The 12,059-nt window shown below is 23.9% G+C and carries 11 protein-coding genes; 9 read left to right on the top strand and 2 right to left on the bottom strand.

Going from position 1 to position 12,059, the window contains the following annotated elements; translation table 4 throughout:
• Positions 1-3: 3 nt before the first annotated feature.
• Together NX772_RS02500 and tyrS are read right to left on the bottom strand one after the other, a co-directional pair.
• Positions 4-2,121, bottom strand: coding sequence for a Tex-like N-terminal domain-containing protein (locus NX772_RS02500; RefSeq protein ID WP_027123459.1), 2,118 nt, complete (start codon positions 2,119-2,121; stop codon positions 4-6).
• The gene (gene tyrS, locus NX772_RS02495; RefSeq protein ID WP_027123458.1) at positions 2,121-3,371 is read right to left on the bottom strand and encodes a tyrosine--tRNA ligase; all 1,251 of its coding nucleotides are present in this window, start codon (positions 3,369-3,371) and stop codon (positions 2,121-2,123) included. The genes NX772_RS02500 and tyrS overlap by 1 nt, the downstream gene beginning before the upstream one ends.
• Before the next feature lie 109 nt (positions 3,372-3,480).
• Here tyrS and NX772_RS02490 point away from each other — a divergent pair, with 109 nt between their 5' ends.
• The 9 genes from NX772_RS02490 (at position 3,481) to ligA (ending at position 12,034) form a co-directional block, all read left to right on the top strand.
• A complete protein-coding gene (locus NX772_RS02490; RefSeq protein WP_027123457.1) occupies positions 3,481-4,350 on the top strand; it encodes a DegV family protein in 870 nt (289 codons plus the stop codon).
• A 156-nt stretch (positions 4,351-4,506) separates the two neighbouring features.
• Positions 4,507-5,235, top strand: a complete 729-nt coding sequence (tpiA, locus tag NX772_RS02485) for a triose-phosphate isomerase (protein ID WP_027123456.1) — start codon at positions 4,507-4,509, stop codon at positions 5,233-5,235.
• A 96-nt stretch (positions 5,236-5,331) separates the two neighbouring features.
• Positions 5,332-5,598 carry a 30S ribosomal protein S15 gene (rpsO, locus tag NX772_RS02480; RefSeq protein ID WP_027123455.1) on the top strand — a complete coding sequence of 89 codons (267 nt, stop codon included), beginning with the start codon at positions 5,332-5,334 and terminating at the stop codon, positions 5,596-5,598.
• A gap of 62 nt (positions 5,599-5,660) precedes the next feature.
• Positions 5,661-6,869, top strand: coding sequence for a YbhB/YbcL family Raf kinase inhibitor-like protein (locus NX772_RS02475; RefSeq protein WP_169733382.1), 1,209 nt, complete (start codon positions 5,661-5,663; stop codon positions 6,867-6,869).
• Positions 6,869-7,219, top strand: a complete 351-nt coding sequence (locus tag NX772_RS02470) for a YigZ family protein (RefSeq protein ID WP_027123453.1) — start codon at positions 6,869-6,871, stop codon at positions 7,217-7,219. The genes NX772_RS02475 and NX772_RS02470 overlap by 1 nt, the downstream gene beginning before the upstream one ends.
• A gap of 32 nt (positions 7,220-7,251) precedes the next feature.
• Positions 7,252-8,058: an energy-coupling factor transporter ATPase gene (locus NX772_RS02465; protein ID WP_027123452.1), complete on the top strand. Its 807-nt coding sequence runs from the start codon at positions 7,252-7,254 to the stop codon at positions 8,056-8,058.
• Positions 8,043-8,948: an ATP-binding cassette domain-containing protein gene (locus NX772_RS02460; protein ID WP_027123451.1), complete on the top strand. Its 906-nt coding sequence runs from the start codon at positions 8,043-8,045 to the stop codon at positions 8,946-8,948. Before NX772_RS02465 ends, NX772_RS02460 begins: the two co-directional genes overlap by 16 nt.
• Before the next feature lies 1 nt (position 8,949).
• Positions 8,950-9,873 (top strand): energy-coupling factor transporter transmembrane component T family protein, encoded by a 924-nt coding sequence (locus NX772_RS02455; RefSeq protein WP_027123450.1) that lies wholly within the window; start codon positions 8,950-8,952, stop codon positions 9,871-9,873.
• Between the two features lie 7 nt (positions 9,874-9,880).
• Positions 9,881-12,034, top strand: a complete 2,154-nt coding sequence (ligA, locus tag NX772_RS02450) for an NAD-dependent DNA ligase LigA (protein ID WP_051542186.1) — start codon at positions 9,881-9,883, stop codon at positions 12,032-12,034.
• The last annotated feature ends 25 nt before the right edge of the window (positions 12,035-12,059 follow it).

The raw sequence follows: 12,059 nt of genomic DNA, 5'->3' as shown, positions 1-12,059 counted from the left end.
TTTTTATTCTTTAATTAAATTAACAGTAATATTACCTTCAGGCTTAATTTGAAATATTTCTACATTAACAACATCGTTTATATTAATTTCTTTATCATTAAAGTTAGAAATGTGTAAAAATACATCGTCTTTTAGTCCGATTTCTATAAAAGCGCCAAATTCTGTTATATTTCTAATTATTCCTTTAAATTGCATTCCTATTTCTAATTTTTCTTTTTCAATAATATTATTTCTTAAAATAGGGTCACTTAAATCATCGCGATAATCTCTAAGAGGATTAGAAAGATTATCTACTATTAATTTTGTTTCATAATAGTCTAGTTTTAATTCTTTGACTATTTTTTCAATGCTTATGTCTTTTATTTTATCTAAATTTTTAAGTTCTAAATTAAAGTGATTAATGATTTTATATGTTTTTTCATATAGTTCGGGGTGTATAGAGGTTTTATCTAAAAATTCATCTGAATCAGAAATTCTCAAAAAACCAGCAGCTTGTTGAAATATTTTTTCACTAATTCCAGAAATTTTTAAAAGTTCATTTCTATTTTTGATTTTTTCATTTTTTATAATATAAGATACTATATTTTTTGCAATTTTTAAATTAATACCAGATATGTACGATAATAAATTTGTTGAAGCAGTATTAACATCAACCCCTACTTTATTTACGCAACTTGTAACAGAATACTCTAATTTTTCATCCAATAATTTAGAAGGAATATCGTGCTGATATTGACCAACTCCAATACTTTTTGGGTCTATTTTTATAAGTTCTGCTAAAGGATCGATATTTCTTCTAGCTATATTAATTGCAGATCTTTGTTCGACTGATAAATCTGGAAATTCTTTGATAGCAACTTTTGAAGCGGAGTAGACGGAAGCTCCTGCTTCTGAAGTTATTATAAAGTTAACATTTAATTTATTATCTTGTATAACTTTAGAAATAAATTGAATACTTTCTCAACTAGCAGTACCATTACCAATGGCAATTAAGTCTATATTATATTTTTTTAATAAATTTATAATTTTATTTTCAGCATCAATTAAATCGTTATTATTACGAGGTTTAGTTGGGTAAATTACATCTATTTCTAGAACTTTATTTGTGGAATCAACAACAGCTAATTTACATCCGGTTTTATAAGCAGGATCTCATCCTAAAATAGTTTTATTTTTTATTGGTTTTTGTAATAAAAGATTAGTTAAATTATTTGTAAAAATATTAGCGCTTTTTTCTTGGGCTTTAGATAATAATTCAGAATAAACTTGATTTTCAACACTAGGAATTAAAAGTCTTTTTAGCCCATTTTTAACAGCATCTTCAATGTATTTTTGACCTTCTCATTGCACTTTTTTCGTATATTTATTAACAATAAACTTTGTTAAAAAATCTTTTTTGTATTCAAAAGAAAAAGAAATAATTTTTTTATCATATGCTCTATTTAGGGCCATTATTTGATAACTTTGTAAGTACTTTATAGGTTTTGAAAAATTGTAGTAAATTTGATATTTGTTTTCTACATCCTTTTCTTTATCTTTCAATTTAGTAGTTATTTTAGAGTGTGCATAAATCAAATCTAGTCATTTGTTTCTAGTTTCTAAGTCATTATTTACTATGTCAGCTATAATGTCTTTGGATCCTTCTATAACATCATCCAAATTATTAACTCCCTTTGAAGAATCGATGTATTTATTTGCTTCATTTTCTAAAGAAACTTTTTTATTTAGGGAAAGTAAAAATAAAGCGAACGGTTTTAATCCCTTCGCAATAGCGATGTTTGCTTTCGTTTTTTTACCTGTAGAGTAAGGTTTATAGAGATTTTCTAGTTCTATAAGTTTTTTTGTGTTTAAAATTGAAGTTTCTAGTTCCGGAGTTAAAATGTCTTTTTCTTTTAAGCTTTTAATAATAGCTTCTTTTCTTTGGTTTAATTTTAGATTATATTTATAACGATCATAGATTTCTTTAATTTGAATTTCATCTAAACCATTTGTATAATCTTTTCTATATCTAGAAATAAAAGCGATTGTGTTATCATCCTCAAGCAATTCTAAAACTCTTTTAATGTAAATAGGTTTAATGTCTAATTCTTTAGATAACTCAATTATAATAATTTCATCCATTATTTTTCCTCTTTTTTAATTTCTAAAACAAAGTAATTTTTCTTTCCTTTTTTTACTAAAATAAATTTATTTTCAAATTTATTAGTATCAACTGAATCTTGTTCATTTTTTATTACCGATCCATTAATAGATATTGAACATTGTGCTAGAAATTCTCTTAATTCTCTTTTAGAAGATATAATTTTGCTATCTAACAATAATTGAGAAGCGTTTTCTATTTTATCGATTTTAATAAAGGGAATAGAATTTTTAAGTTGCTGAATATTTTCTATAGTTAATTGTTCCAAATCACCTTTATTAAATAAAATATTAGTTATTTTAACTGCATTATTAGCTTCTTCAACACCATGAATATCTTTTACGACTTCAAAAGCCAAAGTTTTTTGGGCGATTTTATCTGATTTTTTTAACTGATGTTTATTAATTATGTTTTCAATTTCTTCAATTTCTATAAAGGTTAAGTATTTTAAAAGTCTTTCAACTACTTCGTCATCCTGAGAAAGTAAAAATTGATACATTTGAAAAGGAGAAGTTAAGTTTTTATTTAATCATAAAGAACCACCACCTGTTGATTTACCGAATTTTTTGTTATTTTTATCTGTTAATAAATTTGTTGTAATACCAAAAGCTTTATGTTGATCGCCTATGTTTTTTCTTATTATTTCAATACCGCTTGTAATATTTCCTCATTGATCTGAACCACCAAGTTGTCCTATTACATTAAAATTTTCATATAAATACTTAAAATCTCAACCTTGAATAAGTTGATATGAAAATTCAGTAAAGGACAATCCTGTTTCTAATCTATCAGCAACAGAATCTTTAGAAATCATGTAGTTAACATTCAAATTTTTTCCAATTGTTCTTAAAAATTCTAAAACATTCATATTTTTGTAAATTTCATAATTATCAAAAACTTCTATACCAAAAGAAGAGAGTTGATTTTTTATAGAATTTTTATTCTTTTCTATTTCATCAAAATCTAAGAGTTTTCTTTCGCTAAGGTTAAAAGAAGGATCTCCTATCATACCCGTAGCACCACCTACTAATGCAATTACTTTTACTCCATATCTTTTTAATCTTAACAACACAGAAATTTGAATGTAATTTCCTAAGTGTAAAGAAATTGCGGTAGGATCAAAACCAGCATAAATAGCTTCATTTTTTTGTAGATTTATAAATTTGTTTTTATTTGTAATATCTTTTAAAATGCCTCTTTTTTCCAAATCTAAGATCAATTTTTCTTTCATTTTTCTCCTTTTTATTATGTCAAATTATACTAAATTTTATTATTTTCTTCCTTTTTTATAAGAGTTATAATTTTTGAAAAATATACAAAATTATTATATAATTAAATTTATGAAAATAGCAATTATAGTAGATTCCGCAACAGGACTAACAAAAAAAATGGCAGAGAAAATGGACTTATATTTTTTACCTTTATATATAAATATTGATGATAAAGAATTTGCAGATGGAATAGATTTAGAATCAGGAGAAATTTTAAAACATGTAACTTTAAAATCTAAAGTTTCAACTTCTGCTACACCATTAGGTTCAGCTTTAGAATTAGTAGAATATTTAAATAGTAAATATGACAAAATAATAATTTATCCCATTAGTGAAGGTTTATCATCTCAATATGCTAATTTAAAGGCAACTTTTTCAAATAACAAAAAAGTTTATGTTGTAAAATCTAATAAAGTTACACTATTGTCAATAATAGACATATTGAATTTTAGAAATAATGTAATGAAAAATATGAATTTAGATTCTGCAATAGAAAAAATGGAAGAAGATTATAAAGGTAAATTCTTATTAATTCCCAAATATAATGATGCCTTAGTTAGAGGCGGAAGATTAAGTCCATCAGCAGCTTCTATAGCAAAACTACTAAAAATTGTTCCTGTTATAAAATTAGAAAATGGTAAATTGCAAAAAGAGGGTAAAGGAAGAATTTTTAGAAAGACTTTATTCAATTTTTATAAAGAAAATTTTGATCTTTATAAATCTAATATAAAAAATTTAAGAACCATAATTATTCATTCAGGAAATAAAGAAATTAATGAAATAAAAGAAGAATTTGAAAGTTATTCAAATAGCAAAATTGAGTTATTTGATATTCCTAATACAATAGCTATTCATACAGGTTTAGAGGCAGTCGCTTTTGGTATTCTAGACATAAGTGATGAACAAATTAATTTCTTAAAAATGATTTTTCAACAATAATTTAAATTTAATAAATTGAAGCTAATAGAATAATTTCTATTAGTTTTTTTTATCAACTTTAAATTATTTATTTTTAAATAAAATCTTTTAATAATTTCAATTATAAAATATATTTCTATTTAAAATTTTGTATAATTTTATAAAAATAGGAGAAAAATGAAAAAATTAGTAATTATTGGAAATTGAAAAATGAATAAAAATTTACATGAAACTCAAGAATTTTTATCAGATTTCGAAAAAGAATATTTAAATAATAAAAGAAAAATAAATAAAAAAATAGAATTCGGTATTGCTGCTCCATTTACAAATTTATTTTTATTAAAAGATAAAATTTTTAAATCAGTAGCACAAAATTTTTCTAATTTTGATTCAGGAGCGTATACAGGAGAAGTTTCAGCCTCAATGTTAAAAGATTTAGGGGTAAGTATGGTTGTCTTAGGTCATTCTGAAAGAAGACAATATTTTAATGAAACTAACGAAGTTGTAAATAAAAAAACTTTACAAGCAATAAAAGAAAATATAACACCTATTGTTTGTGTTGGGGAAACATTAGAAGAATATGAGGCAGGACAAACAAAAGATGTTATTGCCAAACAATTAAAAGAATCACTTGCGGGTGTAGAAGATTTTTCAAAAGTTATTATTGCATATGAACCAGTTTGAGCAATAGGTACTGGAAAAACTGCCACAGCAGAAATAGCTCAAGATATTTGTTCATTTATTAGAGAAAATACTTCTAAAAAAGTTGTTATTCAATATGGTGGTTCTGTATCACCAAGTAATATTGAAGAATTAATGTCTCAAAAAGATATCAATGGTGCATTAGTTGGTGGGGCTTCTTTAAAAGCAGATTCCTTTATTAAATTATTAACACTTAATAAATAATTGTGGTAAAATTTATAAAAATAATTTTTGCTCGGTTATAACATTTTCGTTCAGGTTTTAACTGGGTTTAGATCATATAAATTTTAAGGAGAAATTATGGTTTCAAAAGAACGTAAAAGAGAATTAACAATCGAATTTGGTGGAAACGAAAAAAACACAGGTATGATTGAAGTTCAAATCGCTATATTGACAGAAGATATTGAATCATTAAAAAAACACTTTGAAGTGAATAAAAAAGATAAACATTCAAAACGTGGATTTATGGCTAAGGTAAATAAACGTAAAAAACTTTTATCTTATTTAAAAGAAACAAATTTTGATTCATATAAAGCGACAATAGAAAAATTAGGAATTAGAAAATAATTTATCTTGAAAAACACATAGTTTTTTTAACTATGTGTTTTTATTTTGTTAAAATTCTAGATATGAAAATAATAGTAAAAAATGTTAAAAAAGGTGTTTTAGAAACACAATTTGGTAATGGTAATTTAAAAAATAATTCGGTAAGCTTCCCGATTAAATGAAAAAAAATAAAAGGAGCAAAATCATACGCGATAACATTGATAGATAAAGAGGCTTCTAAATCTTTAGGAGTACCATTTATTCATTGGATAGCAGCAAATATTAAAACTAATAAATTAGGTTGAGATTTTTCTTTTCAAAACAAAGATAAAATATTACAATTTGAAAACACAATAAGTTCACTCATTAAAAATCCTTTATTAGAGAATTTATCAAACGAAAAACAAAACGATTATTTTGTTGGTCCATTTCCCGTGGAAAGTGATCATAATTATGAATTAAGAGTTTATGCACTAAATTGTGAAAATATTTTGGAAAACTCAAATTATAAGAAAGAAAATGGTTTATTTTTTGATGATTTTCAAAATTTAATAAAAGGAAAAGTTATAGAACAAGGTTTTTACACTTTTTTATATAGAACAAAATACACTTTTGAATTAGAAAACCTAATAGAAAACAATAAAACAGTTGAAGAATTAAACAAAGGATTAGAATCAAATAATATATATTTTTATAAAGATAATTTAAAAGAAACTATAGAAATATTTTCTAATGCTTTTTATAAAGAAAATAACAATTTATATCTAAAAGATTTTTTTGTTGGAAAAATTCATAATAACTATTTTCACAATTTCTCTATACCCTTAGAATTTAAAAATATTGAAAAAGCTAAGTCCTATGTTATTACTTTATTAGGAAATGCTGAAGTAAAAACATATGGTGTACCTTTAATTTTTTGATTAAAAACAAATATAAAAGCTGATAATACAATTATTAAAATTAAAAGTGAACAAATTAATGAATTTAATGTAGATTCTACACAAAAATTCCATTATGTAAATACGTTTGGTACACATTTATCAACTAAATTAGCAAGTGAATTTAACAGTAGTAATGAAATTTTTAGATATATTGCAAATTCTTATGGTTTAATAAAAATACCTAATGCAACAGAAAAAGATGGAATATACACTTTAACAGTTTATGCTCTAGATGAAAAAATAAAATTTGAAGAAAGAGAAAATTTTGATGTAATAAATTTAGGTCAAGTTTTATCTAAGATTAAATCTCATGTTATAGCAGAAGGAAATGTTCAATTTAAACTTAAATAATGAATAATTTATACGAAATAAAAAAATCTAAATTTTATTCTTTTATTTTTGATATAAAAGAGAAATCTGAAGTTAAAACAATAATTGAAAATTTAAGACAAGAACACAAAAAAGCTAGACATATTTGTTATGCTTATGTTGTAAAAGAATCTGATGGAATAATTTATCATGGAATGAGTGATGATAAAGAACCTTCTGGAACAGCTGGAAAGCCTTTATTAAACTTATTGAAAATTAAAAATATAGAAAATAAAATTTTAATTGTTGTTAGATATTTTGGTGGTGTTAAACTTGGTGCTAGTTTACTTCTTCGTTCCTATCTAAATTCAGCAAATTTAATATTAAAATAAAGATTATAAATTATAGTATAATTCCATATATTATGATAAGAGTTAAAGATGTGTTTTTTAGTTATGATGAAAGTGAAGCTAAATTAGTATTAAATAATATTAATTTAAATTTCGAAAAAGGTAAATACATTGCTATTTTAGGTCATAATGGTTCAGGTAAATCGACTTTATCTAAAGTATTAACGGGAATTATAAAACCTAATTCTGGTGAAGTTTGAGTAAATGATATTTTATTATCTAAAGAAACTTTAAGTGCAGTAAGATCCCATATTGGTATTATTTTTCAAAATCCTGATAATCAATTTGTGGGAGCAACAGTAGAAGACGATATAGCGTTTGGTCTAGAAAATAGATTAATATCAACAAAAGAAATGAAAAAAATCATTTTAGATTTAGCAACTAAAGTTAATATGGTTGATCAATTAGAAAGAGAACCTCAGTCTCTTTCTGGAGGGCAAAAACAAAGGGTAGCTATCGCTTCTATTTTGGCACTTAATCCAAAAATAATAATTTTTGATGAAGTCACCTCAATGCTAGATCCGAAAGGTAAATTCGATGTTCTAAATATAATCAAGGAAATTCAAGCAACTAGGGAAAAAACACTAATTTCTATAACTCATGACATGGATGAAGCTATCTTAGCAGATGAGGTAATAGTTTTATCACAAGGGCAAGTTATCGCACAAGGTAATCCGAGAAAAATTCTTAATGATAAAAATATTTTAGAAAAAGCTAAAATTGATTCACCTTTTATCTATAAAGTTTCAAGTTTAATTAAAGGAATAGAAACTACTTATGACGAAGAAAAATTAATAGAGGAAATATGCAAATTAAAATAAATAATATAGTTAAAGTTTATGATAGAGATCTACCTACTAAATTTAATGCCCTTGATGGAGTTTCAACTGAAATTAACCCAGGAGAATTTATTTCTATAATAGGGCAAACTGGTAGCGGTAAAACAACATTTATTGAGCATATGAATGGTTTAATTTTTCCTGATCTAGGTGAAATAGAATTTTTATATATTAACAAAGACAAGCAAAATAACGAAATTAAAGAAAGAGTGGTTTTAAAAAAACCATCATTTTTTAAAGGATTAAAAGGTAAAAAAATAAAGCAAATAAGAAAAAGAGTGGGAGTGGTTTTTCAATTTGCAGAATATCAATTATTTGAACAAACTATTGAAAAAGACATAATTTTTGGTGCAATTTCAATGGGTGTACCTAAAGAAAAAGCTTTAGAAAATGCTAAGAAAATCATAAAACTTGTAGGGTTAGATGAAAGCTACCTACAAAAATCACCTTTTGACTTATCGGGAGGACAAAAAAGAAGGGTTGCTATAGCAGGTATTTTAGCTATGGAGCCAGATATTATTTTTTTTGATGAACCAACAGCGGGTTTAGATCCTGTAGGTATTAATGAAACATTAGCAATTTTTGATAATCTTTATAAATCCGGCAAAACTATAGTTATAGTTACTCATGATTTAGACAATGCTCTCGCTTGAACTAAAAGAACTATTGTTTTTAAAAAGGGTAAAATAATAAAAGATGGAGATACATTTGATATTCTTAGCGATAATGAATTTTTGTTAAAAAATGATATGCAACCAACAAAACTTTTAACCCTTGTTAAAAAAATAGAATATAAAGGGATAAAATTAGGTAAAGTAAGAAAAATTGAAGATTTAGCTGAAAAAATTAATAACTTAAGAAAGGAAGAATAATATGAATATTTCTATTGGTAAATATGTTGGTAAAAATACTTTTTTACACAAATTAGATCCAAGGTTAAAATTAATTTTTAATATAATTTTCATTACATTATTTTTTGTTACTTCACATTTACTTACATTAAGTTTTTTAATTGTACCTATACTAATAATTTTTGTAACAACAACAGGAAAACCGTTCCATTTATTAAAGTTAGCTAAATTATCAATTTTTGTGTTTATTTTTATGTCAGTAATATTTGGGTTTATTTTAAATGACTTTAGTAATTTTGAAAAACCTGATTTTTCTTTATTTGGTTTAAATCACGAAGAATCTTTAAACTTTGTTAAAAAAACTTTTTTTGAAATAAATTTTGGTTTTACTGTTTTTAAGTATACAACACTTTCTTTCGTTAGAGCTTTCGTTTTAGGTTTAAGAATTTATTGCATGGTTATCGTAACAACTCTATTGATATATACAACCAAACCAATTTTACTTACAAGCGCTATCGAAGATTTGATTTCTCCTTTAAAATTAGTTAAAATAAATACAAATATTATTGCTATGATTATAACTATAGGGATAAGATTTATTCCAACACTTTTATTGGAAGCTAACAGAATAATGAAAGCGCAAGCTTCGAGAGGTGTTGATTTTAAACACGGAAAAATAAAAGATAAAGTAAAATCAATGGTTACATTAACAATCCCTTTATTTGTTTTATCTTTTTCTAGAGCAGAAGATTTAGCAAATGCTATGGAAGTTAGAGGTTATGATCCTTACAAAAAAAGAACAAAATACCGTCATTTATCATTTAAGTGATTTGATTATTTATTCATATTCCTTTTGATTTCTTTTATAATTTTTGTTATTTTAATTGAACAAAATATAATAGGTCCTTTACCTACCTTTTGACTTTATACTATTCAACAATTTTAAGGAAAAAATGAGAAAAAAAACTGAAATAAAAATCAAAAATAAAAGTGAAGAAGAAATAAAAGAAATCATCAAAAACCTTAGAGAAGAAATAGAATATCACGATGAATTATATTTTGAGAAAAATATTCAAGAAATAAGTGATGAAATATACGAAGATAAAATGAAAGAACTTATTGAATTAGAACATAAGTTCTTTCATTTGTTTACTTTTGAAGAAAATAAAAATTCACCTACACAAAAAATTCATAATTTTAAAAGTGTTCAATTTGAAAAAATAAAGCATAATTTTCCGATGCTTTCCTTAAATAAAGCTTACTCTGTTTCAGAAATAGAAAAATTTGTTAATGATTCTAAAGAGAATATAAAGGAAATAAACGAGTTTTATATTGAACCAAAAATTGATGGTTTATCAATTGCACTACACTATGAAAAAGGAAAATTAGTAAGAGCATTAACAAGAGGAAATGGAACAGAAGGTGAAAATATTATAGAAAATATTTTGCTAACTAAAATAGATTTTTTTCCTAGAACTATTAATTATTTTGAAAATATAGAAATTAGGGGAGAATTATACATAAGTAAAAAAGATTTTATCTTTTTAAATTCTTTAATTCAACAAAAAATAGATGAATATGAAGAAATTAAAAAAAATAATGAATATATAAAACAAAATAACATTACTAGACCTTTAAAAACACTTCCGAAATTAGAAAGAAAAAATCTTTTTTTAAATCCAAGAAATGCTGCCGCAGGGATAGTTAGAAAACTAAAAAATATTTCTAAAATAGAAATGGAATCTATTAAAGGTTTTTTCTATCAAGTAATAGAACCGTTAAAACATAATTTAAATTCACATAGTGAAATAATAGATTTTCTAAAATTACAAGGATTTATTACTAATGATTTAGGTAAAAAAGTAAGTGATGCAAAAGAAATAAATAAAGAAATAAAGTTTATTGAACTAAATAGGGACAATTTAGAATATGAAATAGATGGTGTTGTTATAAAAGTAAATAATAATTTATTTTATGAAGAATTAGGATCGACTTCTAAATACCCGAAAGGAGCCATTGCATTTAAATTTTATGATGAAATGGTTAAAACAAAATTATTAGATATAGAATATAACGTAGGTAGAACGGGGAAAATAGCTTATGTAGCAAAACTAAAGCCAGTTTTATTAAATGGTACACTGGTTTCCAAAGCATATTTACATAATTTTGTTAATATAATAAATTTAAAAATTCGTTTGAACGAAGAAGTTTATATTAAAAAATCAGGAGAAATAATTCCACAAGTAATAGCCTCTGTTAAACAATTTGATGAAACTAATATTAAAATTCTTAAATTCTGCCCTAGTTGTAATAGCGAATTGAAAGAAACGGAAAAAGAACAATTTTGTATCAATAACTCTTGTAAAGAAAAAAATATTAAAAAAATTATACATTTCTTTTCTAAACAAGCTTTCGATGTTTCAACACTTTCAAAAAAAACTATTGAAAATTTTTATGAAAAAGGAATTATAAAAAATGTTATAGATGTATTTAAACTAAAAGACTCTATTAGAAAATTAACAGAATTAGACAATTTAGAAGAAAATACAAAGCAAAAAACGTTCAAAATGAGATCAACTACTAAATTATTACAAGCTATTGAAGAATCTAAAACAATTGAATTTAGTAAATTCATTTATGCTTTAGGGATAAAAAACGTAGGAATAGAAGGTTCTATAGAAATAGGAAAAAGAATTAATAGCATAGATGAATTGCTAAATTATGATTATGAAAAATTTGTAGATGTAGATAAATTTGGAGAAATTATTATTGAAGAATTAAAAAACTTTTTTAGCAATAGTGATAATATCCAATTACTGGAAGAATTAAAAGATATAGATTTAAAATTTGTTAAAAAAATTCATAAAATAGAAAGTAAAAATTTAGAAAATTTATCTTTTGTAATAACTGGTACACTTTCTAAATCAAGAAATGAAATTAAAAATATAATAACTATGCACTCAGGAATACTATCAAACTCTGTTACCTCTAAAACATCTTATTTAATAGTAGGAGACGATCCTGGTGAATCAAAAATAAAATCTGCAGAAAAAAATAAAATAAAACAAATAACTGAAGAAGAATTTAATAATATGATTAATAAATAATTTATTTTAATAAAGTTGATAAAGA

Source organism: Mesomycoplasma molare, assembly GCF_024918955.1.
GTDB classification, from domain to species: Bacteria; Bacillota_I; Bacilli_A; order Mycoplasmatales; family Metamycoplasmataceae; genus Mesomycoplasma_A; species Mesomycoplasma_A molare.
The sequence above is the reverse complement of the archived record's forward strand: the minus strand, read 5'-3'. Positions and strand labels throughout refer to the sequence as shown.